The sequence below is a fragment of the Pseudomonas sp. RIT-PI-a genome (genome assembly GCF_001187875.1).
Lineage (GTDB): Bacteria > Pseudomonadota > Gammaproteobacteria > Pseudomonadales > Pseudomonadaceae > Aquipseudomonas > Aquipseudomonas coleopterorum.
Map to the genome: position 1 here is coordinate 353,597 of NZ_LGIR01000012.1, position 22,669 is coordinate 376,265.

At 62.5% G+C, this 22,669-nt stretch carries 20 protein-coding genes; 8 read left to right on the top strand and 12 right to left on the bottom strand.

Features of this window, described 5'->3' with window-relative positions; genetic code table 11:
- Positions 1-259 precede the first annotated feature (259 nt).
- From AC788_RS07855 to cspD, 9 genes are all read right to left on the bottom strand, one after another.
- Complete coding sequence (locus AC788_RS07855; protein ID WP_049860220.1) at positions 260-1,015, bottom strand: secretin N-terminal domain-containing protein; 756 nt, start codon at positions 1,013-1,015, stop codon at positions 260-262.
- Positions 1,016-1,314: 299 nt separating this feature from the next.
- Positions 1,315-1,740, bottom strand: a complete 426-nt coding sequence (locus AC788_RS07860) for a GNAT family N-acetyltransferase (RefSeq protein ID WP_049860097.1) — start codon at positions 1,738-1,740, stop codon at positions 1,315-1,317.
- Positions 1,733-2,902 carry a ribosomal protein uL16 3-hydroxylase gene (locus AC788_RS07865; RefSeq protein ID WP_049860098.1) on the bottom strand — a complete coding sequence of 390 codons (1,170 nt, stop codon included), beginning with the start codon at positions 2,900-2,902 and terminating at the stop codon, positions 1,733-1,735. Before AC788_RS07865 ends, AC788_RS07860 begins: the two co-directional genes overlap by 8 nt.
- An 84-nt stretch (positions 2,903-2,986) precedes the next feature.
- Entirely contained in the window at positions 2,987-4,357 is a 1,371-nt protein-coding gene (purB, locus tag AC788_RS07870; RefSeq protein ID WP_049860099.1) for an adenylosuccinate lyase, read from the bottom strand.
- An 89-nt stretch (positions 4,358-4,446) separates the two neighbouring features.
- Complete coding sequence (gene hflD, locus AC788_RS07875) at positions 4,447-5,067, bottom strand: high frequency lysogenization protein HflD (protein WP_049860100.1); 621 nt, start codon at positions 5,065-5,067, stop codon at positions 4,447-4,449.
- On the bottom strand, positions 5,064-6,185 hold the full coding sequence (mnmA, locus tag AC788_RS07880) for a tRNA 2-thiouridine(34) synthase MnmA (protein WP_049860101.1): 1,122 nt from the start codon (positions 6,183-6,185) through the stop codon (positions 5,064-5,066). Before mnmA ends, hflD begins: the two co-directional genes overlap by 4 nt.
- Positions 6,186-6,244: 59 nt before the next feature.
- Positions 6,245-6,685, bottom strand: a complete 441-nt coding sequence (locus tag AC788_RS07885) for an NUDIX hydrolase (protein WP_049860102.1) — start codon at positions 6,683-6,685, stop codon at positions 6,245-6,247.
- 191 nt (positions 6,686-6,876) lie between these two features.
- Positions 6,877-9,105 (bottom strand): NADP-dependent isocitrate dehydrogenase, encoded by a 2,229-nt coding sequence (locus tag AC788_RS07890; protein WP_049860103.1) that lies wholly within the window; start codon positions 9,103-9,105, stop codon positions 6,877-6,879.
- 462 nt (positions 9,106-9,567) lie between these two features.
- A complete protein-coding gene (gene cspD, locus AC788_RS21970; RefSeq protein WP_049860221.1) occupies positions 9,568-9,837 on the bottom strand; it encodes a cold shock domain-containing protein CspD in 270 nt (89 codons plus the stop codon).
- 229 nt (positions 9,838-10,066) lie between these two features.
- Between cspD and clpS the strand changes: the two genes are divergently transcribed.
- A complete protein-coding gene (gene clpS / locus AC788_RS07900; protein WP_043190060.1) occupies positions 10,067-10,429 on the top strand; it encodes an ATP-dependent Clp protease adapter ClpS in 363 nt (120 codons plus the stop codon).
- Positions 10,430-10,458: 29 nt separating this feature from the next.
- The gene (gene clpA, locus AC788_RS07905; RefSeq protein WP_049860104.1) at positions 10,459-12,729 is read left to right on the top strand and encodes an ATP-dependent Clp protease ATP-binding subunit ClpA; all 2,271 of its coding nucleotides are present in this window, start codon (positions 10,459-10,461) and stop codon (positions 12,727-12,729) included.
- Positions 12,730-12,869: 140 nt separating this feature from the next.
- On the opposite strand, the gene infA is transcribed toward clpA, so the two are convergent.
- From infA to aat, 3 genes are all read right to left on the bottom strand, one after another.
- Positions 12,870-13,088: a translation initiation factor IF-1 gene (gene infA / locus AC788_RS07910; RefSeq protein ID WP_002553999.1), complete on the bottom strand. Its 219-nt coding sequence runs from the start codon at positions 13,086-13,088 to the stop codon at positions 12,870-12,872.
- A 99-nt stretch (positions 13,089-13,187) separates the two neighbouring features.
- Positions 13,188-13,895: an arginyltransferase gene (locus AC788_RS07915; RefSeq protein ID WP_049860105.1), complete on the bottom strand. Its 708-nt coding sequence runs from the start codon at positions 13,893-13,895 to the stop codon at positions 13,188-13,190.
- A gap of 58 nt (positions 13,896-13,953) precedes the next feature.
- Positions 13,954-14,634, bottom strand: coding sequence for a leucyl/phenylalanyl-tRNA--protein transferase (gene aat, locus AC788_RS07920; protein ID WP_049860106.1), 681 nt, complete (start codon positions 14,632-14,634; stop codon positions 13,954-13,956).
- A 428-nt stretch (positions 14,635-15,062) separates the two neighbouring features.
- Here aat and AC788_RS07925 point away from each other — a divergent pair, with 428 nt between their 5' ends.
- Genes AC788_RS07925 through cysG form a run of 6 tightly spaced genes read left to right on the top strand, consistent with a single transcriptional unit; the run spans position 15,063 to position 22,657 of the window.
- Positions 15,063-17,579: a DNA translocase FtsK gene (locus AC788_RS07925; RefSeq protein WP_082223614.1), complete on the top strand. Its 2,517-nt coding sequence runs from the start codon at positions 15,063-15,065 to the stop codon at positions 17,577-17,579.
- Between the two features lie 37 nt (positions 17,580-17,616).
- Complete coding sequence (lolA, locus tag AC788_RS07930; RefSeq protein WP_049860108.1) at positions 17,617-18,240, top strand: outer membrane lipoprotein chaperone LolA; 624 nt, start codon at positions 17,617-17,619, stop codon at positions 18,238-18,240.
- A gap of 21 nt (positions 18,241-18,261) precedes the next feature.
- Positions 18,262-19,587, top strand: coding sequence for a replication-associated recombination protein A (locus AC788_RS07935; RefSeq protein WP_049860109.1), 1,326 nt, complete (start codon positions 18,262-18,264; stop codon positions 19,585-19,587).
- Positions 19,584-19,958 (top strand): fluoride efflux transporter CrcB, encoded by a 375-nt coding sequence (gene crcB, locus AC788_RS07940; protein WP_049860110.1) that lies wholly within the window; start codon positions 19,584-19,586, stop codon positions 19,956-19,958. Before AC788_RS07935 ends, crcB begins: the two co-directional genes overlap by 4 nt.
- A 26-nt stretch (positions 19,959-19,984) precedes the next feature.
- Positions 19,985-21,265 (top strand): serine--tRNA ligase, encoded by a 1,281-nt coding sequence (serS, locus tag AC788_RS07945; RefSeq protein WP_049860111.1) that lies wholly within the window; start codon positions 19,985-19,987, stop codon positions 21,263-21,265.
- Entirely contained in the window at positions 21,266-22,657 is a 1,392-nt protein-coding gene (gene cysG, locus AC788_RS07950; RefSeq protein WP_049860112.1) for a siroheme synthase CysG, read from the top strand.
- Positions 22,658-22,669 lie beyond the last annotated feature (12 nt).

Below are 22,669 nucleotides of genomic sequence, written 5' to 3' on the forward strand. Positions count from 1 at the left end.
AGGTTCGATGATGGGGTGCTGCGCCAGGCGCTGCGTGTGCCGAACACTTGATCGGCGCTCGCCGAACCTGCGCCTGCCGGTGGGCAGGGGCACGGTTCGGTGAGGGCGAGGCCATCATGCCCCACGGATTTTCTGCACGTCAAACGTTTTGTAGTGAAAAATACAAAGCACTACATTTCTTTCGATTCAGCGACTGGGCGGTCAGTTTTCGGGGCCTTGGTCGTCCGCATGTCTTTGGAGCAGGCGGCGGGCCATCGGCTCAATCCAGCGCGTCGACTTTCACGCGCACGGTGGTGTCGTTTCGGCCTTGAGTGCTGTACTGGCGGGCGATGCCTTGCTGATTGATGCTCGAATGTTCGTTCATCCCAGCCACGGTGATCCATTCGCCGAGCCGACCGCTGAGAGTGGATTGAGTGCTTTGCACGTTGACCACGTCGGCCCGTTCCTGGCTCATGCGGTCGTTGTTTGTAGCGATGTTGAGGTGTACTACATCGCCGGTCAGGCTGGCCGTGACGTAGAAGCCTTGAGTCACCTCGCGGTATTCGGTCTGCGCTTGCAGGCGGCCATAGGCGTCGGTGCCGGCCGTGGTCAGCGGGACGCTTTGGCCGATCTGGATCAGGGCAGGGCTGCCTTCGCTGGCCTGTACTTGCTGCACGCCACCGCTGCGGTTGTCGGTGCCGTACTGGATGATGCGCGTGGTGCCGCCGCCGTTGACCCGATAGCCGCGCTGGTTGGCCGTATTGCTGTCGCTGGTGTCGACGCTGATCAGCAGCCTTCGCGCCGGCTTGTCCAGCTGTTCGAGCAAAGCGGTAAGTTCGTCGAGCTTGTCCGGTTCGGCGTTGACCACCAACTGGTTGCCATAGGCCGCGACGGTGCCGTCACGTCCCACCAGCTGTTGGGCAATGGGGAGGATGTCGGCACTGGTGCGATAGTGAAGCGGCATGACCTGTGTGGCGGCGTTGGCCCCGGTGCCGAGGCACAACAGCAGGCTGGCGAACAGAAGGTGCAGCGGCATGTCCATGATCTCCGCATTGAGTGTGCGGACCAGTATGGCACGCTGGAGCGGCCGGTCGCGGTGCATCAGACAACCCGCAGCGCCTGTTCGCGGCCGATGACCGTTCCTACAGGTCCCACGCATTCCTGCTTGTAGGAGCGGTCCGTGGCCGCGAACGGCGCGCTGCGGTGCATCAGACAGCCCGCAGCGTAGGTTCGCGGCCGATGACCGCTCCTACAAGTCTCACGCATACTTGCTTGTAGAAGCGGTCCGTGGTCGCGAACGGTGCGCTGGGGTCTGTCGGGCAGATCGCAGCGCGATCAATCCTGCGTGCGGACCATGTCCACATGGGGCAGGCCGGCTTCGAGAAACTCGCCGCTGACGACGCGGAAGCCATGGTGTTCGTAGAACGCCGTGGCGTGCACCTGAGCGCTGAGCTTTTGTTCGTGCAGACCCAGCGAATTGGCATGGGCGATGACCGCTTGCAGCAGTTTGTCGCCCACCCGCAGCCCGCGCCAATCCTTGAGCACCGAGACTCGCCCGATCTCACCGTCGGCGAGCAAGCGGGCGGTACCTACCGCGTAGTCGCCTTCGACGGCCAGGAAATGCACCGCGCTCAGATCGTCCTCGTCCCACTCGAGTTCGGCCGGAATCGACTGCTCGGCGATGAACACCGCCTCGCGAATGCGCCGGATGTCTTGGTTGTCCTTGTGCCAGTCGGCCACGCGCACATCGATGCTATTCATCGATGGCGAACCCCAGGCTCCCTTGTTTCACCAACTCGCAAAGCAACGCGCGACCCTGCTCGTCATTCATCCACGGCCCCAGGTTGTCGATGTGCAAGGCATCGGCCGCGCAGATCAACTTCAGCAGATCGCGCAGCTCGCCCGGCAACAGACGGCTCTGGCCGCTGGCGAACAACAGCAGGTCCTCGTCGACTTCCGACCAGGCCAGGCGCGCGCTCGGGTTGCGCACCAGCAAGGCACCCTGTTCCAGCTCCGCCAGAAGATCGGCTTCGGCCACTTCTTCACCTGCCACCAGCTCCGGGTAGCGTGGTTCGGTCATGAACTGGCCGAACCAGGTCAGCAGCAGGCGCTCGTCGCTCATGTGCTCGGCCAGCAGGCGCTTGAGGCGGTCCAGCGCGTCGTGCTGAATCTGGTGGGGGTCGACCGCAGGCACGGCATCGGCGTCGCTGTAGCGTTCTTCGTCCGGCAGGAACTGGCTGAGGAAGTCGGTGAAGTGGGTCAGCACTTCGGCTGCGCTCGGGGCGCGGAAACCTACCGAATAGGTCATGCAGTCGTCCACGGCCACGCCACAGTGGGCCAGGCGCGGCGGCAGGTAAAGCATGTCGCCCGGCTCCAGCGTCCACTCTTCGCTCTGCTGGAAGTCGGCCAGGATGCGCAGATCCGGATGATCGAGCAGCGGGCTCTGGGAGTCGCACATCTGCCCGACTTTCCAGTTGCGCTTGCCCAGGCCTTGCAGCAGGAACACATCGTAGTTGTCGAAGTGCGGGCCCACACCGCCGCCGGGCGCTGCGAAGCTAATCATCACATCGTCGATGCGCCAGCTCGGCAGAAAGCGGAAGTGCTCGAGCAGTTCGGCCACTTCCGGCACGAACTGGTCGACAGCCTGGACCAGCAAGGTCCATTCGGTTTCCGGCAGCTTGCTGAATTCATCTTCAGCGAACGGGCCGCGACGCATTTCCCATGGCTGGGCGCCATGTTCGATGACGATCCGCGACTCGACTTCTTCTTCCAGCGCCAGGCCGGCCAGCTCGTCGGCGCTCAATGGGTTTTCGAAATCGGTAAAGGCCTGGCGCACCAGCAGGGGTTTTTTCTGCCAGTAGTCGCGAAGGAATTCAGCGGCAGTCAGACCGCCCAGTATTTGAAGTGGGGTATTAGATTTCATGTGTAACCTGCTGAATAATATTGCTTTTATAGCCGGAATAAAAACGCCCGGCGAAGCCGGGCGTCGAAGCGTCGGTGGCGAGTGTCAGACGCGTTTGGCCTGAGCGGCCGCATTGCCGATGTAATTGGCTGGCGTCAACTGCTTGAGCTCGGCCTTGGCCTGGTCGGGCATGTCCAGGCCGTCGATGAAGGTCTGCAGGGCTTCAGGGCTGATGCCCTTGCCGCGAGTCAGCTCCTTGAGCTTCTCGTAGGGGTTCTCGATGTCGTAGCGGCGCATGACCGTCTGGATCGGCTCGGCCAACACTTCCCAGCACGCGTCCAGATCTTCAGCAATGCGTTGAGTATTGATCTCCAACTTGCTGATTCCCTTGAGACTTGCCTCGTACGCGATGACGCTGTGGGCGAAGCCTACACCCAGGTTGCGCAGTACGGTGGAGTCGGTCAGGTCGCGCTGCCAGCGCGAGATCGGCAGCTTGCTCGCCAGGTGCTGGAACAGCGCGTTGGCGATGCCCAGGTTGCCTTCCGAGTTCTCGAAGTCGATCGGGTTGACCTTGTGCGGCATGGTCGAGGAACCGATTTCGCCAGCGATGGTGCGCTGCTTGAAATAGCCCAGGGAGATGTAGCCCCAGATGTCGCGATCGAAGTCGATGAGGATGGTGTTGAAGCGCGCGATGGCGTCGAACAGCTCGGCGATGTAGTCGTGCGGCTCGATCTGCGTGGTGTAGGGGTTGAAGCCCAGGCCCAGCTCGTCTTCGATGAAGGCGCGGGCGTTGGCTTCCCAGTCGATCTGCGGGTAGGCCGAAAGGTGTGCGTTGTAGTTGCCTACCGCGCCGTTGATCTTGCCCAGCAGCGGTACCGCTGCCACCTGGGCGATCTGGCGCTCGAGGCGGTACACCACGTTCGCCAGTTCCTTGCCCAGGGTCGTTGGCGAAGCGGGCTGGCCGTGGGTGCGCGACAGCATCGGCACGTCGGCGAAGCGGTGGGCCAGTTCCCGGATGGACTCGGCGATCTGGCGCATCAGCGGCAGCATGACGTCGTCACGGCCTTCGCGCAGCATCAGGGCGTGGGAGAGGTTGTTGATGTCCTCGCTGGTGCAGGCGAAGTGGATGAACTCGCTGACCTTGGCCAGCTCCGGCAACTTGGCGGCCTGCTCCTTGAGCAGGTACTCGATGGCTTTGACGTCGTGGTTGGTGGTGCGCTCGATTTCCTTGACGCGCTCGGCGTGCTCCAGGGCGAAATCACTGGCCAGCACGTCCAGCACGGCGTTGGCCTCTGCCGAGAAAGCCGGTACTTCGGCGACTTGCGGATGCGCGGCGAGGCGCTGCAACCAGCGCACCTCGACCAGGGCGCGGAAGCGAATCAGGCCGTACTCGCTGAAGATGGTACGAAGGGCCTGGGTTTTGCCGGCGTAGCGGCCGTCTACAGGGGAAACCGCAGTGAGCGAAGAAAGCTGCATGGGTATTCTCGGACAGTCGGGCTTTGAAAAGGGCGCGAATTATACATGAAAAAAGCCGGTTGGGCGGCGCGGGCCGACCGTTCGGCCGTTCATCCGCGCATCAGGGGGTACAGCTCTCGCAGCAACTTGCGGCGGCTGATCACCAGCTGCCAGCGATGCCCGCCCAGTTGCCGCCACAGCCGCGCCGAGCGAATGCCGGCCAGCAGCAGCGCGCGAATCTTCGAGGCGTTGTTGGGTTGCTGGAGGTGGCGCGTATCGCCATGCACCTGAATGCGTTGGCGCAGTGTGCTCAGGGTGTCCTGGTAGAGCGCGCCGGTGGCCGCGATGACGTTCTCATGGCCCTGGCCGAAATGCTCCACCTGATTCTGGATCTGCGGGATGCGCTTGCCGATGATGTCCAGCATCTCGTCGCGTTTGGCCAACTGCCGCTCCAGACCCAGCATCGACAGCGCATAGCGCAGCGGCTCGCGCTGCAGGCTGCCAGGGTCACGCTCCAGCGCGCTGGACAGCGCGCCGTAGCCTTCGCGCAGATGGCTGTCGTCACCACCGTAGACTTGCAGCGTATTCTGCGGATCGACCACCAGCAGGCTGCCCAGCAGGCAGGCAACCTCGGCCTCGGCGGCGGAACCGGTCTTGGCGATCCGGTCGACCAGCACGGCCGCCTGGAACACCGCACCCAGCGCTACCAGTTGTTCCTGCAGGTTGTTCATGACTGGCTCCAGGGCTCGGCGACTTCGATGACGCCGCCGCCCAGGCAGATTTCGCCGTCGTAGAACACCACCGACTGACCCGGAGTGACCGCCCGTTGCGGCTCGTCGAACACCGCGCGATAGCCTTCGGCGGTCTGTTCCAGGGTGCAGGCCTGGTCGCTCTGCCGATAGCGGACCTTGGCGGTCAGGCGCCGCGGTTCGGTCAGGTCCACTGGGTTCACCCAATAGATTTCCGAGGCGAGCAGGGCGCGGGAGAACAGCAGTGGGTGTTCGTTGCCCTGGCCGACGATCAGTTCGTTGTTGGCCAGGTCCTTGATCAGCACATACCAGGGATCGTCGCCAGCGTCCTTCAGCCCGCCGATGCCCAGGCCCTGGCGCTGGCCGATGGTGTGGTACATCAAGCCATGGTGGCGGCCAATGACGTCGCCGTCGGTGGTTTTGATCTCGCCTGGCTGCGCCGGCAGATACTGCTTGAGGAAATCGCTGAAGCGTCGCTCGCCGATGAAGCAGATGCCGGTGGAATCCTTTTTCTTGGCGGTCGCCAGGCCGTGCATCTCGGCAATCGCGCGCACTTCCGGCTTTTCCAGTTCACCCACGGGGAACAGCGTACGGGCGATCTGCTCGCCACCCACGGCATGCAGGAAGTAGCTCTGGTCCTTGTTCGGGTCCAGGCCCTTGAGCAGTTGGGTCTGCCCGTCGATGTCGCGGCGACGCACGTAGTGACCGGTGGCGATCAGGTCGGCACCCAGCATCAGCGCGTAGTCCAGGAATGCCTTGAACTTGATCTCGCGGTTGCACAGGATGTCCGGGTTCGGCGTGCGGCCTGCCTTGTACTCTTCCAGGAAATGCTCGAAGACGTTGTCCCAGTATTCGGCGGCGAAGTTGGCCGTGTGCAGCTTGATGCCCAGCTTGTCGCAGACGGCCTGGGCGTCCGCCAGGTCCTCGCGCGCCGTGCAGTATTCGGTTCCGTCGTCTTCTTCCCAGTTCTTCATGAACAGGCCTTCCACGTGGTAACCCTGCTCCATCAGCAGAAGGGCGGACACGGACGAGTCGACGCCGCCGGACATGCCGACGATGACGCGCTGCTTTGCACAGTGGCGGGGAGCTGGCTCACGCATAGGGATTCGATGGGGTCTCTGAAAAGGACGCGATTCTAACAGGGTAAGCTGCAAAACGCTCAGGTGCGAATCAGCTCCAGGCTGTGCAGCGGTCCGTTCAGGTAGTCGTCCAGGCATTGCATGACCAGCTCGCTGCGCAGTCGATGGCCCTGTGCGGCCAGCTCGTCGCGGGTCAGCCAGGTGGTGCCGCTGATGTCCGGATCCAGTTCGAGCTCGGGGTTCAGGTGCAAGGGGCGTGCACTGAAGCAGATGCGCTGGTAGGTCACGCCGTTGCTGGGCGCGGTGTACAGGTACACGCCCACCACACCGGTCAGTTCGACGTCCCAGGCGGTTTCTTCCAGCGTTTCGCGCAGCGCAGCCTGCAGCAGATTTTCGTCGGGTTCCAGATGGCCGGCAGGCTGGTTGAGCACCAGCCGTCCGCCTTTCATTTCCTCGACGAACAGAAAACGCCCGTCGTCCTCGATGATGGTGGCGACGGTGATGTGGGGTTGCCAGGTCATGGTGGAATCTCCTATTGATGGGGCCCTCGTAGGAGGGGGGGGGGCGCGGCCGCGAAACAGGCACCGCAGTGCATCAGCCAATTCGCGTTGCCTTTTTCGCGGCCGATGACCGCTCCTACGAGAGATCGCGGATGCCAGAAAAAGTCAGCCCCGGCACTAGGCCGGGGCTGAGGGTGTTACCAAGGCAAACCTTACACCAGCGAAGCGATCGCGGCGTTCAGGGTTTCACTCGGGCGCATGGCCTTGCGGGTCAGCTCGGCATCGGCGTGGTAGTAGCCACCGATGTCCACCGGCTTGCCCTGAACGGCGTTGAGCTCGGCGACGATCTTCGCCTCGTTCTCGGCCAGAGTCTTGGCCAGCGGGGCGAACTGCGCCTTGAGAGCGGCGTCGTCGTTCTGCTCGGCCAGGGCCTGGGCCCAGTACAGCGCCAGGTAGAAGTGGCTGCCGCGGTTGTCGATGTTGCCGACCTTGCGCGATGGCGACTTGTTGTTGTCGAGGAACTGGCCGGTGGCCTTGTCCAGCGTTGCGGCCAGTACCAGCGCCTTGGGGTTGTCGTAGGTGCTGCCCAGGTGCTCCAGCGAAGCGGCCAGGGCCAGGAACTCACCCAGCGAATCCCAGCGCAGGAAGTTTTCTTCCACCAACTGCTGGACATGCTTGGGGGCCGAACCGCCAGCGCCGGTTTCGAACAGGCCACCGCCGTTCATCAGCGGCACGATCGACAGCATCTTGGCGCTGGTGCCCAGTTCCATGATCGGGAACAGGTCGGTCAGGTAGTCGCGCAGCACGTTGCCGGTGACGGAGATGGTGTCCTGCCCTGCGCGAATCCGCTTGAGCGAGAACGCCATGGCATCGACCGGCGACATGATCTGGATGTCCAGGCCATTGGTGTCGTGGTCCTTGAGGTACTTCTGCACCTTTTCGATCATCACGGCGTCGTGGGCGCGCGCCGGGTCGAGCCAGAACACGGCGGGGGTGCTGCTGGCGCGGGCGCGGTTGACGGCAAGCTTGACCCAATCCTGGATCGGCGCGTCCTTGGTCTGGCACATGCGGAACACGTCACCGGCTTCGACCTTCTGCTCCATGAGCACGCGGCCGTTGCTGTCGCTGACGCGAACCACGCCATCGGCGGCGATCTGGAAGGTCTTGTCGTGGGAGCCGTACTCTTCGGCTTTTTGCGCCATCAGACCGACGTTGGGCACGCTGCCCATGGTGGTCGGATCGAAGGCGCCGTGCTTCTTGCAGTCTTCGATGGCGGCCTGGTAGATGCTGGCGTAGCAGCGATCCGGGATCACCGCCTTGGTGTCCTGCAGCACGCCGTCGGCGTTCCACATCTTGCCCGAGTCACGGATCATGGCCGGCATCGAGGCATCGACGATGACGTCGCTGGGCACGTGCAGGTTGGTGATGCCTTTGTCGGAGTTGACCATGGCCAGGGCAGGGCGGGTGGCATAGACGGCCTGAACGTCGGCTTCGATCTGCGCCTGCTGTTCGGCCGGCAGCGATTTGATGCGTGCGTACAGATCGCCAATGCCGTTGTTCAGGTTGAAACCGACCTGCTCCAGCACGTCGGCGTGCTTGTCCAGCGCCTGCTGGTAGAACTCGGCGACGATCTGGCCGAACATGATCGGGTCGGAGACCTTCATCATGGTGGCCTTGAGGTGCACGGAGAACAGCACGCCTTGCTTCTTGGCGTCTTCGATCTCGGCGGCGACGAAGGCGCGCAGGGCCTTCTTGCTCAGCGCGGCGCAGTCGATGATCTCGCCGGCCAGCACCTTGGTCTTTTCCTTCAGTACGGTGGTGCTGCCGTCATTGCCGACCAGCTCGATCTTGACGCTGCCATCGGCTTCGATCAGGGCGCTTTTTTCGCTGCCGTAGAAGTCGCCGCTGCTCATGTGGGCTACATGGGACTTGGAATCGGCCGCCCAGGCACCCATCTTGTGCGGATGCTTGCGTGCGTAGTTCTTGACCGACAGCGGGGCGCGGCGGTCGGAGTTGCCTTCGCGCAGGACCGGGTTCACGGCGCTGCCCTTGACCTTGTCGTAGCGGGCGCGGGTGTCCTTGTCGGCGTCGGATTCGGCGGTGTCCGGGTAGTCGGGCAGGTCGAAGCCCTGATCCTGCAGCTCCTTGATGGCGGCCTTGAGCTGCGGTACCGAAGCACTGATGTTCGGCAGCTTGATGATGTTCGCTTCAGGCGTGGTGGCCAGGGTGCCCAGCTCGGCGAGATCGTCCGGGACGGGTTTGCCGGCCTGCAGACGCTCGGGGAAGCTTGAAAGGATGCGCGCTGCCAGGGAGATGTCGCGCGTCTCGACGGCGATGTCCGAGGAAGCGGTGAAGGCTTCGATGATCGGCAGCAGCGAATAGGTGGCCAGGGCTGGCGCTTCGTCGGTGAAGGTGTAGATGATCTTTGAGCGGGTGGGCATAATCGAATTAACTCTCTTCTTTGCTGAGCGTGCACAGAATCTCGAGATGCGCAGGATAGGCGCTTTCGCTCGTTGTCATCAATGAGGCGAAAAGTCGAGCATTCGTCGCGGTGATGTGGGATGCATCAGTAGAGCGTCAAGCGGTCGACCGGCAACAAACGGCCCCAAGAATGGCCCCAAGACAACTCGCACGAGCGGACCGGTCCGACCAGGGTGACCCTGTGGTCACTGCGGCAGTATACCACTGGTCGTGGCGATGAATACTGTGTAGGGGGCACAAAGCTGCGGCGCCGGGGCGCACTCGAAATCCAAACGCGTGAAACGAGACAGGCCATCCGTCTGGATGGCCTGTCTGTGTGTGCATCGAACCAGAAGGTGGTCCAATGACGGCGAGTAAACGCTCCGGTTGCAGGGCATGGGCCCACGGAACGCTTGCTCGCGATCACTGTGCCAGCCTGAGCATCACGCGTCTGCGGACTCCTTGGTCTGGTTGTCGGACGTGGCAGTGGCTGCTTCGGACGTTGCTGTCTGCGCCGCCTGGATTTTCACCGCGTGCAGACCCTTGGGTCCCTGGATAATGTCGAAGACCACGGCCTGACCTGCCTTCAGCGTCTTGTAGCCTTCCATCCCGATGGCGGAGAAATGGGCGAAAAGATCCTCGTCCTTGCCGTCCTCGATGATGAAGCCGTAGCCCTTGGCATTGTTGAACCACTTGACTTTACCACTGTGCATACCCATATCCCTCTGCAAAGGACTCCAGCTCTGGAGTATCATCCACTTCATGCGCAATCAATCGATTGAAAAAATTTGGTTGACTGCGCGGACCTTTCTTCCCCAATGTGGGTTCTACTGTTTGTAACACCGTTTTGCCGATAGTCAAGGTCATGCGGCGGCCGAGTCAAAATTCGGTCACAAGGTCCAACCCACTACTTCTATTCGCTCAACGATGAATCTTCTTTCCATGCATGCATTCAGTCAGATTCGACTAACCTTCAATCAAGACCGCCCGCAGTCGCACGAGGACGATTCGGCAGGCATTGCCGTTCAGGAATCCAAGCCGGCATTACAGGCCCCACCGATGTACAAGGTGGTTCTATTCAACGACGACTACACCCCGATGGATTTCGTCGTCGAAATCCTCGAGGTTTTTTTCAATCTGAATCGTGAGCTGGCGACCAAGGTCATGCTGGCCGTCCACACCGAAGGACGGGCAGTATGCGGATTGTTTACCCGAGACATCGCCGAAACAAAGGCCATGCAGGTCAACCAGTACGCCAGGGAAAGCCAGCATCCGCTACTCTGTGAAATCGAGAAGGACGGTTAACGCCGACCACTTGGGTATGAGGTGAAGCTATGTTAAACCGCGAGCTCGAAGTCACGCTCAATCTTGCCTTCAAGGAAGCGCGCTCCAAGCGTCATGAATTCATGACCGTGGAGCACCTTCTGCTGGCGCTATTGGACAACGAGGCAGCCGCCACCGTTTTGCGGGCGTGCGGCGCCAATCTCGACAAACTCAAACACGACCTGCAGGAGTTCATCGACTCCACCACGCCGTTGATCCCCGTGCATGACGAGGATCGCGAGACCCAGCCAACCCTGGGCTTCCAGCGTGTGCTGCAGCGCGCCGTGTTTCACGTGCAAAGTTCGGGCAAGCGAGAAGTCACTGGCGCTAACGTGCTGGTGGCGATCTTCAGCGAACAGGAAAGCCAGGCCGTGTTCCTGCTCAAGCAGCAGAGCGTGGCGCGGATCGATGTGGTCAACTACATCGCCCACGGCATTTCCAAGGTGCCGGGCCACGGCGACAGTTCCGAAGGCGAGCAGGAGATGCAGGATGAGGAAGGTGGTGACACCTCCACGTCGAGCAACCCGCTGGACGCCTATGCCAGCAACCTAAATGAACTGGCACGCCAGGGTCGCATCGATCCGCTGGTAGGGCGCGAGATCGAGGTCGAGCGCGTTGCGCAGATCCTCGCCCGTCGCCGCAAGAACAACCCGTTGCTGGTGGGCGAGGCAGGCGTGGGCAAGACGGCCATCGCCGAGGGCCTGGCCAAGCGCATCGTCGACAGTCAGGTGCCCGACCTGCTCGCCAACAGCGTCGTGTATTCCCTCGACCTGGGTGCGTTGCTGGCCGGCACCAAGTACCGCGGCGATTTCGAGAAGCGCTTCAAGGCGCTGCTCGGTGAGCTGAAGAAGCGTCCACAAGCTATCCTGTTCATCGACGAGATCCACACCATCATCGGTGCGGGCGCGGCGTCGGGCGGGGTGATGGACGCCTCCAACCTGCTCAAGCCGCTGCTGTCCTCCGGAGATATCCGTTGCATCGGTTCGACCACGTTCCAGGAATTCCGCGGCATCTTCGAGAAGGACCGTGCCCTGGCGCGGCGCTTCCAGAAAGTCGATGTGTCCGAGCCTTCGGTGGAAGACACCATCGGTATCCTGCGCGGCCTCAAGGGGCGTTTCGAGCAACACCACAACATCGAGTACAGCGACGAGGCGTTGCGTGCCGCTGCGGAGTTGGCTTCGCGCTACATCAATGACCGGCACATGCCCGACAAGGCCATCGACGTCATCGACGAAGCCGGTGCCTATCAGCGTCTGCAACCAGAGGCTAATCGGGTCAAGCGCATCGAAGTGCCTCAGGTCGAGGACATCGTGGCCAAGATCGCGCGGATTCCGCCAAAGCACGTGACCAGCTCCGACAAGGAACTGCTGCGTAACCTGGAGCGTGACCTCAAGCTCACCGTATTCGGCCAGGACGCTGCCATCGATTCGCTGGCCACCGCCATCAAGCTGTCCCGTGCGGGCCTCAAGGCGCCGGACAAGCCGGTCGGCTCGTTCCTGTTCGCCGGTCCCACCGGTGTGGGCAAGACCGAAGCTGCGCGGCAGTTGGCCAAGGCGCTGGGCGTGGAGTTGGTGCGCTTCGACATGTCCGAGTACATGGAGCGTCATACCGTTTCGCGTCTGATCGGTGCGCCGCCCGGCTACGTCGGTTTCGACCAGGGCGGGTTGCTGACCGAGGCCATCACCAAGCAGCCGCACTGTGTGCTGTTGCTCGATGAAATCGAGAAGGCTCACCCTGAGGTCTTCAACCTGCTGCTGCAGGTGATGGACCACGGGACCCTGACCGACAACAACGGTCGCAAGGCGGACTTCCGCAACGTGATCCTCATCATGACCACCAACGCCGGTGCCGAAACCGCTGCACGTGCCTCGATCGGGTTTACCCATCAGGACCATTCTTCGGACGCCATGGAAGTGATCAAGAAGAGTTTCACGCCCGAGTTCCGCAACCGCCTGGACACCATCATCCAGTTCGGTCGCCTGAGCCACGAAGTCATCAAGAGCGTGGTCGACAAGTTCCTCACCGAGCTTCAGGCGCAGCTGGAAGACAAGCGTGTGCAACTGGAAGTCACCGACGCCGCTCGCGGCTGGTTGGCGGCCGGTGGCTACGACGTGCAGATGGGGGCGCGGCCGATGGCGCGCTTGATTCAGGACAAGATCAAGCGGCCGTTGGCGGAAGAAATCCTGTTCGGCGAGTTGGCCGAGCACGGCGGCGTGGTGCACATCGACATCAAGGACGGCGAGCTGACCTTCGATTTCGAGACCACGGCGGAGATGGCCTAAGCGTGTGACGCGGCTCGCGCCGCTGCTACATGGGTTTGTATGATCCCTGTAGCAGCGGCGCAAGCCGCGTAGCTTTTAATGTCCAAACCCTGCGCACACAAAAACGCCCGGCAATGCCGGGCGTTTTCATGTGTCTCGGTTCAGCGAGCGCGGTAGGTGATGCGCCCTTTGCTCAAATCATAGGGCGTCAGCTCAACACGCACCTTGTCACCGGTCAGAATACGAATGTAGTTCTTGCGCATCTTGCCGGAGATATGCGCGGTTACGACGTGCCCGTTTTCCAACTCCACGCGAAACATGGTGTTGGGCAGGGTGTCGACGACAGTGCCTTCCATTTCGAAGCTGTCTTCTTTCGACATGCAGTAAAACCCTCGGTATCCAGTTGATGGCCCGGTGCAACTGCGCCAGGCAAAAGCGGCGTGCATTGTGCCCGAAAAAGGGGGCTCAAGCCAAGGGGTTCAGTTAAGAGTCACCCATCTCTGGTTGATAAGCAGCTCGATCGGGCGATATTGGGTCTTGTAATTCATCTTCTGACAGTTCTTGATCCAGTACCCCAGATAGACCGCATCCAGACTCAAGCGACGGGCTTCCTCGATCTGCCAGAGAATCGCCAGGCGGCCCAGGCTGCGGCGTTCCTCGGTCGGTTCGTAGAAGGTGTACACGGCGGACAGGCCGTTGGGCAGTACGTCGGTCACAGCAACCGCCACCAGCTTCCCCTGCAGGCGAAATTCGTAAAAGCGGGAAAAGGGCAGGTCGCGCACCAGGAAGGTCGAGAATTGATCCCGGCTGGGCGGAAACATGTCGCCATCGGCGTGACGCTGCTCGATGTAACGCTGGTACAGATCGAAATATTCTTCGGTGAAACGCGGGGTGGCGCAGGTCACCTGCACGTCGGGGTTGCGCTTGAGGATGCGTTTCTGCTGGCGTGAAGGGGTGAAACCCGCTGTTGGGATGCGCGCCGGCACGCAGGCGCTGCAGCGCTGGCAGTGCGGCCGGTAGAGATGGTCGCCGCTGCGGCGGAAACCCATTTCCGAGAGGTCAGCGTATACATTGACGTCCATCGGCTGGCTCGGATCGAGAAACAAGGTCGTGGCTTGCTCGTCGGGCAGGTAGCTGCACGAATGGGGTTGAGTGGCATAGAACTTCAAGCGCGCCAACTCAGTCATGATGAACCCTCGGAATGAAACCAGTACGTTCAGTGTATGCCAGTGCTGGATAACTCGCCTAGCGCCGCCACGTCGCGCTGTTGGGCTGGTCCAGGTATTGGCTCAGGTAGCCGGCAAATACCTCGCGGGGAATGCTTCGTGCACCCAGGCTGTGCAGATGGTCGGTCGGCATCTGGCAATCGATCAGCACGAACCCGGCTTGCTGCAGGTGTTCGACCAAGGTCACGAAACCGACCTTCGAGGCATTGTCGGCACGGCTGAACATCGACTCGCCGAAGAACAGCCGGCCCATCGCCAGGCCGTAGAGCCCGCCCACCAGCGCATCGCCGTCCCACACTTCGACCGAGTGGGCGTGACCCTGCTCGTGCAGGGCAAGGTAGGCACGTTGCATGTCGTCGGTGATCCAGGTCCCGTCCGTGTAGTTCCGTGGCCCGGCGCACTCGGCAATCACTGCCGCGAAGTCACGGTCGAACGTGACCCTGAAACGGCCCTGGCGCAGGACTTTGCGCAGGCTGCGGGAAACGTGCACTTCGGCGGGCAGCAGCACGGTGCGCGGATCGGGTGACCACCACAGAATCGGTTGGCCTTCCTCGAACCAGGGGAAGCAGCCGTGTCGGTAGGCCTGGATCAGGCGCTCGGGGCTGAGGTCGCCGCCAGCGGCGAGCAGGCCGTTGGGCTCGCGCATGGCTTTGCTCAGGGGTGGAAAGACCAATTCGTTTCGTTTGAGCCAAGTCAGCATGGTTGTTCGCTACGGCAGGGGAGGGTGGTACGGGTGGGCGATGGGTTCATCCTGCCATGATCCGGCTGGCCCGCCAACGTGCACCGCCGATGCAGCGCGGTCTTCCTGCACGATGCCGGACAGGATTGGGTGGCAGCTTTCATGTAACTTTTCTGTGCTTTTGCAGTCCCACGTGACTGTTCTTCAAGATCCGCGCGTAAGGTCTTGTCGGCAAAGGCAATGTGCGGTCGAATCAACCGGTGATTCGGCTCGACGACGGTGTCCGAAAGCGCACGGCGGCAGATGCTCATATTGCGGATGCGCGAATTGCCGACAAACCCGTACAATGCGATCTTTGCAGGGCCCGTTCCCAACCGATACTGGCCATTTGCTGTGTTTTTAGTCATTCATCAGTTGCGCGCTCCAACAGGCGCAGGAAATCAAGCGTTTTGAAGAAATCCACTGCCTCATCCGCTCCCGCATCGGTGCCTGTCTGGCGTCAGCAGATGCACTACCGCCTCAAGGAAGGCGCCCTGATCGCCATGGGCGCGCTATGTCTGTATCTGTGGATGGCGTTGTTGACCTACGACCAGACCGATCCGGGCTGGAGTCATACCAGCAGCAACATGGACCAGGTGCAGAACGCCGCCGGCCGCGCCGGTGCGTTCGCCGCCGATATCCTGTTCATGGTGCTGGGCTATTTCGCCTACATCTTCCCGCTGTTGCTGGCCGTCAAGACCTGGCAGATCTTCCGTCAGCGCCATGAGCCCTGGCAGTGGAGCGGCTGGCTGTTCTCGTGGCGCTTGATCGGTCTGGTGTTCCTGATTCTTTCCGGCGCGGCGCTGGCGCATATTCATTTCCATTCCGCCGGCAGCCTGCCGGCGTCAGCTGGGGGTGCGCTGGGCGAAAGCCTGGGCAACCTGGCGCTCAATGCACTGAACATCCAGGGCAGCACCTTGCTGTTCATCGCATTGTTCCTGTTCGGTTTGACGGTGTTCACCGACCTGTCCTGGTTCAAGGTCATGGACATGACCGGCAAGATCACCCTCGATCTGCTCGAACTCATGCAGGGCTCCGTCACCCGCTGGTGGGCGGCGCGTGCCGAACGCAAGCAACTGGTGGCCCAACTGCGCGAAGTGGACGAGCCAGCCTACGCCGCGCCGCGGATGAGCGAACCGCGGGATCTGGCCAAGCCCAAGCCCGCTCGGCCTTTGCCGGTGGAACCGACGCTGTCGAGCCAGCCGAGTCCGCAGCCTCGTCCCGTGGCGCCGATCATGCCGGCCGCCTCGGTCGCAACCAATCCTGCACCCGCTCAGATCGCGCCGAGCCAGCCTGCGCGACCTGCGGTGCCGATCAAGCCGTTGAGCGAAGAAAGCAGCCTCGGCGCATCCAGTGCCAAGCCTGCCGAGCAGAGCGCGCGGGTGCAGAAGGAGAAACAGGCGTCGTTGTTCGTCGACAGCGCCGTGCAGGGTACGCTGCCGCCGATTTCCATCCTCGACCCGGCCGAACAGAAGAAGGTCAACTACTCGCCTGAGTCGCTGGCGGCCGTCGGGCAGTTGCTGGAGGTCAAGCTCAAGGAATTCGGCGTGGAAGTGACCGTCGATTCCATTCACCCGGGCCCGGTCATCACCCGCTACGAGATTCAGCCCGCAGCCGGCGTCAAGGTCAGCCGGATTTCCAACCTGGCCAAGGACCTGGCACGCTCGCTGGCCGTGTTGAGCGTGCGGGTGGTCGAAGTCATTCCCGGCAAGACCACCGTGGGTATCGAGATTCCCAACGAAGACCGGCAGATCGTACGCTTCTCCGAAGTGCTGTCCTCGCCCCAGTACGATCAGGCCACGTCGCCCGTCACCATGGCCCTGGGTCACGACATCGGCGGCAAGCCGGTCATCACCGACCTGGCGAAGATGCCGCACCTGCTGGTAGCCGGTACCACCGGTTCCGGTAAGTCGGTGGGCGTGAACGCGATGATCCTGTCGATTCTGTTCAAGTCGGGTCCTGAAGACGCCAAGCTGATCATGATCGACCCCAAGATGCTCGAGCTGTCGATCTACGAAGGCATTCCGCATTTGCTGTGCCCGGTGGTCACCGACATGAAGGACGCGGCCAACGCGCTGCGCTGGAGCGTGGCCGAGATGGAGCGGCGCTACAAGCTCATGGCTGCCATGGGCGTGCGCAACCTGGCGGGCTTCAACCGCAAGATCAAGGATGCCGAAGAGGCTGGCGAACCGCTGAGTGACCCGCTGTACAAGCGTGAAAGCATTCACGACGAGGCGCCGTTGCTCAAGACCCTGCCGACCATCGTGGTGGTGGTGGACGAATTCGCCGACATGATGATGATCGTCGGCAAGAAGGTCGAAGAATTGATCGCGCGGATCGCCCAGAAGGCCCGTGCTGCCGGTATCCACCTGATCCTGGCCACCCAGCGACCGTCGGTGGATGTCATCACCGGCCTGATCAAGGCCAACATTCCGACCCGTATGGCGTTCCAGGTGTCGAGCAAGATCGACTCGCGGACCATCATCGACCAGGGTGGCGCCGAACAACTGCTGGGTCACGGTGACATGCTCTACATGCCGCCAGGCACCAGTCTGCCGATTCGCGTACATGGCGCCTTCGTTTCCGACGAAGAAGTGCACCGCGTGGTCGAGGCCTGGAAGCAGCGGGGCGTGCCGGATTACAACGAAGACATCCTGGCCGGCGTCGAAGAGGCCGGCAGTGGCTTCGAAAACAGCGGCGGTGGCGGTGATGGTGACGACAGCGAGAGCGATGCGCTTTACGACGAAGCGGTGAACTTCGTCCTCGAAAGCCGTCGCGCGTCCATCTCGGCGGTGCAGCGCAAGCTCAAGATCGGCTACAACCGCGCGGCGCGGATGATCGAGTCCATGGAAATGGCCGGTGTGGTCACGCCGATGAATACCAATGGCTCGCGCGAAGTGATCGCGCCGGGCCCGATGCGCGACTGATGCAACGCTCGCGCCTTACCCTAGAACGAGGATTCCCATGCGCCTGATTCGCATGCTGTTGGTTTCTGCCCTGGCCCTGTCCAGCCTGTCGGTGCATGCCGACCAGAAGGACGTGGCGCGCTTGACGCAACTGCTGGAAAAGTCCCAGACGTTGACCGCCCGCTTTTCCCAGCTGACCCTGGATGGCAGCGGTACCCAGTTGCAGGAAACCGCTGGTGAGATGGCCCTGCAGCGCCCTGGCCTGTTCAACTGGCACACCGATGCGCCCCAGGAACAGCTGATGGTTTCCGACGGCAAGAAAGTCTCGCTGTGGGACCCGGACCTGGAGCAGGTCACCATCAAGAATCTCGACCAGCGCCTGACCCAGACCCCGGCACTGCTGTTGTCCGGTGACGTGTCCAAGATCAGCCAGAGCTTCGACATCAGCGCCAAGGAAGCCGGTGACGTGATCGATTTCGTGCTCAAGCCCAAGACGCGTGACACCTTGTTCGACTCGCTGCGCCTGTCGTTCCGCAAGGGCATGATCAACGACATGCAGCTGATCGACAGCGTTGGCCAGCGCACTAATATCCTGTTCATGAACGTTAAGGCCAACGAGCCGATCGCTGCCAGCAAGTTCAAGTTCGACATCCCCAAAGGGGCGGACGTGATCCAGGAATAATTCGAGGTCGATTGCCAGCCCATGGACCTGTTTCGCAGCGATCCCATTGCCCAGCCGCTGGCTGCCCGCCTGCGCGCAAGCAACCTGGACGAATATGTCGGCCAGGAGCATCTGCTCGCCCGTGGCAAGCCGTTGCGCGAAGCGTTGGAGCAGGGCGCCCTGCACTCGATGATCTTCTGGGGTCCGCCGGGCGTGGGCAAGACCACCCTGGCGCGGCTGCTGGCGAAAGTCTCGGACGCGCACTTCGAAACCGTCTCGGCGGTGCTGGCCGGGGTCAAGGAGATTCGCCAGGCGGTCGAGGTGGCCAAGCAGCAGGCCGGTCAGTACGGCCGTCGCACGATTCTGTTCGTCGACGAAGTGCATCGCTTCAACAAGTCCCAGCAGGATGCCTTCCTGCCCTATGTGGAAGACGGCACGCTGATCTTCATCGGTGCCACCACCGAGAACCCTTCCTTCGAGCTCAATAACGCCTTGCTCTCGCGGGCTCGTGTCTACGTGCTCAAGAGCTTGGACGAGGCGGCCCTGCGGCGTCTGGTCGATCGCGCGCTGAATGAGGAGCGGGGTTTGGGCAAGCGTCGACTGCGCTTGGGTGACGAAGCCTTCGCCATGCTCATGGCGGCCGCCGACGGTGATGGGCGCCGCGTGCTCAACCTGTTGGAGAACGCGTCGGACCTTGCCGAAGACGGCGAGGAAATCGGCACCGAACTGTTGCAGAGCCTGCTGGGCGACACCCGTCGGCGTTTCGACAAGGGCGGCGAGGCGTTCTACGACCAGATTTCGGCCCTGCACAAGTCAGTGCGCGGTTCCAATCCGGATGCGTCACTGTACTGGTTCGCGCGTATGCTCGACGGCGGGTGCGATCCGCTGTATCTGGCACGTCGTGTGGTGCGCATGGCCAGCGAGGACATCGGCAATGCCGATCCGCGCGCGTTGCCCTTGTGCCTGTCGGCGTGGGACGTGCAGGAGCGCTTGGGCAGTCCGGAGGGCGAGTTGGCCGTGGCCCAGGCGATCGTCTACCTGGCGTGCGCGCCCAAGAGCAATGCTGTGTACATGGGCTTCAAGGCGGCCATGCGCGAAGCAGCCGAGCACGGTTCCCTCGAAGTGCCGCTGCACCTGCGCAACGCCCCGACCAAGTTGATGAAGCAGCTGGGCTATGGCGACGAGTACCGCTACGCCCACGACGAGCCCGACGCCTACGCGGCCGGCGAGGACTATTTCCCCGAACAACTGAGCCCGCGCCACTACTACCGACCTGTGCCCCGCGGCCTGGAATTGAAGATCGGCGAGAAGCTCAAACATCTGTCCAGCCTGGACGACAACAGCCCCCGACGGCGGAGAACCGAGTGATCCCGACCATCATCGCGGTCTCGCTGGGTGGGGTGGTCGGCACCTTGCTGCGGCTGTTTACCGCCACCTACATCAATGCGAACTGGCCACGCCTGTTCTATACCGGTACGCTGGCCGTCAATATCGTCGGCTGCCTGATCATCGGCTACCTGTACGGCCTGTTCATGATTCGCCCGGACATTCCGGTCGAAATCCGTTCGGGACTGATGGTGGGGTTCGTGGGCGGCCTGACCACCTTTTCCTCATTTTCGCTGGACACCGTGCGCTTGCTCGAAAGCGGCCAGGGACTGGTTGCCATGGGCTACTGCGCAGTGAGCGTATTCGGCGGCCTGCTGGCCACCTGGGCCGGCCTGGCACTGACTAAAATCTGACCAATACTGATAAACGAGAGACCGACATGCTCGATTCCAAACTGTTACGTAGCCAGCTTCAGGACGTAGCGGATCGCCTTGCCAGCCGTGGCTATGTCCTGGATGTGGCACGCATCGAGGCGCTGGAAGCCCAGCGCAAGACCGTGCAGACCCGCACCGAGCAACTGCAGGCCGAACGCAACGCGCTGTCCAAGTCCATTGGCCAGGTCATGAAGAGTGGCGGCGACGTCGACGCGTTGAAGGCGCAGGTCGAGTCCATCGCCGAAGAATTGGGCCGCGGCAAGGTCGAGCTGGAGCAATTGCAGGGTGAGCTGGACGGTATCGCCCTGGGCATTCCCAACCTGCCCCACGAATCGGTCCCGGTCGGCGAAGACGAAGACGGCAACGTCGAAGTCCGTCGCTGGGGTACGCCTGCCACCTTCGACTTCCCGGTGCAGGACCACGTCGCGCTGGGTGGCAAGACCGGCGGCCTGGATTTCGAAACGGCGGCCAAGCTGTCCGGCGCGCGCTTTGCCATCATGCGCGGCCCGATCGCTCGCCTGCACCGTGCCCTGGCGCAGTTCATGATCAACCTGCACGTCAGCGAGCATGGCTACGAAGAAGCCTACACCCCGTACCTGGTCCAGGCACCGGCCTTGCAGGGCACCGGCCAGCTGCCCAAGTTCGAGGAAGACTTGTTCAAGATCAGCCGTGACGGCGAGGCCGATCTGTATCTGATTCCTACGGCTGAAGTGTCGCTGACCAACATCGTGGCCGGCGAGATCCTCGACGTCAAACAGCTGCCCCTCAAGTTCGTTGCCCATACGCCGTGCTTCCGCAGCGAAGCCGGTGCGTCGGGGCGCGACACCCGCGGCATGATCCGCCAGCACCAGTTCGACAAGGTCGAGATGGTCCAGGTGGTCGAGCCGTCCAAGTCCATGGAAGCGCTGGAAAGCCTGACTGCCAACGCCGAACGCGTGTTGCAGGCCCTGGAGCTGCCGTACCGCGTCCTGGCGCTGTGCACCGGCGACATGGGTTTCAGCGCCGTGAAGACCTACGACCTGGAAGTCTGGGTGCCGAGCCAGGACAAGTACCGCGAGATTTCCTCGTGTTCCAACACCGGTGATTTCCAGGCGCGCCGCATGCAGGCCCGCTTCCGCAATCCGGAAACCGGCAAGCCTGAACTGGTGCACACCTTGAACGGCTCCGGCCTGGCGGTCGGTCGTACCCTGGTGGCGGTGCTGGAAAACTATCAGCAGGCCGACGGCAGCATCCGCGTGCCCGAGGTTCTCAAGCCTTACATGGGCGGCCTCGAGGTCATCGGCTAAATGGAGTTCCTACCGCTTTTCCACAAACTGCGCGACAGCCAGGTCCTGGTGGTGGGCGGGGGCGAGATCGCCCTGCGCAAGTCGCGCCTGCTGGCCGAAGCGGGCGCGGTGCTGCGGGTGGTTGCGCCGAGCATCGATCCGCAACTGGCCGAGCTGGTGCGCGGCAGCGGCGGACAGATGCTCGACCGAGGCTACCTGAGCCACGACCTGGACGGCTGTCAGCTGGTGATTGCCGCCACCGACGATGAACCGCTCAACGCCCAGGTGTCGGCCGATGCCCGCGCGCGCTGCGTCCCGGTCAACGTGGTCGACTCTCCGGCGCTGTGCACGGTGATCTTCCCAGCCATCGTCGATCGCTCGCCGTTGGTGGTGGCGGTCTCCAGTGGGGGGGACGCGCCCGTGCTGGCCCGTCTGATCCGCGCCAAGCTGGAAACCTGGATTCCCTCGACCTATGGCGAGCTGGCCGGCCTGGCGGCGCGCTTTCGGCAGAAGGTCAAGGCGTTGTACCCGGACGTCACTCAGCGCCGTGCGTTCTGGGAGGAAGTGTTCCAGGGCCCAATCGCCGACCGTCAACTGGCCGGGCAGGGCGCCGAGGCCGAGCGCATGCTGCAGGCCAAGGTCGACGGCGCGCCGCCCCATGCGCCCGGTGAGGTGTACCTGGTGGGCGCGGGGCCGGGCGATCCGGACCTGCTGACCTTTCGCGCGCTGCGCTTGATGCAGCAGGCCGATGTGGTGCTGTACGACCGCCTGGTCGCGCCGGCGATTCTCGATTTGTGCCGCCGCGACGCCGAGCGTGTGTACGTCGGCAAGCGTCGCGCCGAGCACGCCCTGCCGCAGGAACAGATCAATCAGCAGCTCGTGGCGCTGGCCCAGCAGGGTAAGCGTGTGCTGCGCCTCAAAGGCGGCGATCCGTTCATCTTCGGTCGTGGCGGTGAAGAGATCGAAGAGCTCGCCGCTCACGGTATTCCCTTCCAGGTGGTGCCCGGCATTACTGCGGCCAGTGGCTGTGCGGCCTATGCCGGGATTCCGCTGACCCACCGCGACTACGCGCAATCGGTGCGCTTCGTTACAGGGCACCTCAAGAACAACACCAGCGACCTGCCCTGGCACGATCTGGTGTCACCGGGGCAGACGCTGGTGTTCTACATGGGCCTGATCGGTTTGCCGATCATCTGTGAAGAGCTGATCCGCCACGGGCGTGGCGCGGATACACCGGCGGCGTTGATCCAGCAGGGCACCACAGTGAATCAGCGGGTGTTCACCGGCACGCTGGCGGATCTGCCACGCATGGTTGCCGAGCACGAAGTGCATGCTCCGACCTTGGTGATCGTGGGTGAAGTAGTGGTGCTGCGGGAAAAACTCGCCTGGTTCGACGGCGCTCAATACCGCTGAGCAGGGGGCGCC

Bases quoted from the DNA above. Each gene is read 5' to 3' on its own strand.
- AC788_RS07855 (WP_049860220.1), bottom strand. From the start codon at position 1,015: ATGCCGCTGCACCTTCTGTTCGCCAGCCTGCTGTTGTGCCTCGGCACC.
- AC788_RS07860 (WP_049860097.1), bottom strand. From the start codon at position 1,740: ATGAATAGCATCGATGTGCGCGTGGCCGACTGGCACAAGGACAACCAA.
- AC788_RS07865 (WP_049860098.1), bottom strand. From the start codon at position 2,902: ATGAAATCTAATACCCCACTTCAAATACTGGGCGGTCTGACTGCCGCT.
- purB (WP_049860099.1), bottom strand. From the start codon at position 4,357: ATGCAGCTTTCTTCGCTCACTGCGGTTTCCCCTGTAGACGGCCGCTAC.
- hflD (WP_049860100.1), bottom strand. From the start codon at position 5,067: ATGAACAACCTGCAGGAACAACTGGTAGCGCTGGGTGCGGTGTTCCAG.
- mnmA (WP_049860101.1), bottom strand. From the start codon at position 6,185: ATGCGTGAGCCAGCTCCCCGCCACTGTGCAAAGCAGCGCGTCATCGTC.
- AC788_RS07885 (WP_049860102.1), bottom strand. From the start codon at position 6,685: ATGACCTGGCAACCCCACATCACCGTCGCCACCATCATCGAGGACGAC.
- AC788_RS07890 (WP_049860103.1), bottom strand. From the start codon at position 9,105: ATGCCCACCCGCTCAAAGATCATCTACACCTTCACCGACGAAGCGCCA.
- cspD (WP_049860221.1), bottom strand. From the start codon at position 9,837: ATGCACAGTGGTAAAGTCAAGTGGTTCAACAATGCCAAGGGCTACGGC.
- clpS (WP_043190060.1), top strand. From the start codon at position 10,067: ATGCATGCATTCAGTCAGATTCGACTAACCTTCAATCAAGACCGCCCG.
- clpA (WP_049860104.1), top strand. From the start codon at position 10,459: ATGTTAAACCGCGAGCTCGAAGTCACGCTCAATCTTGCCTTCAAGGAA.
- infA (WP_002553999.1), bottom strand. From the start codon at position 13,088: ATGTCGAAAGAAGACAGCTTCGAAATGGAAGGCACTGTCGTCGACACC.
- AC788_RS07915 (WP_049860105.1), bottom strand. From the start codon at position 13,895: ATGACTGAGTTGGCGCGCTTGAAGTTCTATGCCACTCAACCCCATTCG.
- aat (WP_049860106.1), bottom strand. From the start codon at position 14,634: ATGCTGACTTGGCTCAAACGAAACGAATTGGTCTTTCCACCCCTGAGC.
- lolA (WP_049860108.1), top strand. From the start codon at position 17,617: ATGCGCCTGATTCGCATGCTGTTGGTTTCTGCCCTGGCCCTGTCCAGC.
- AC788_RS07935 (WP_049860109.1), top strand. From the start codon at position 18,262: ATGGACCTGTTTCGCAGCGATCCCATTGCCCAGCCGCTGGCTGCCCGC.
- serS (WP_049860111.1), top strand. From the start codon at position 19,985: ATGCTCGATTCCAAACTGTTACGTAGCCAGCTTCAGGACGTAGCGGAT.
- cysG (WP_049860112.1), top strand. From the start codon at position 21,266: ATGGAGTTCCTACCGCTTTTCCACAAACTGCGCGACAGCCAGGTCCTG.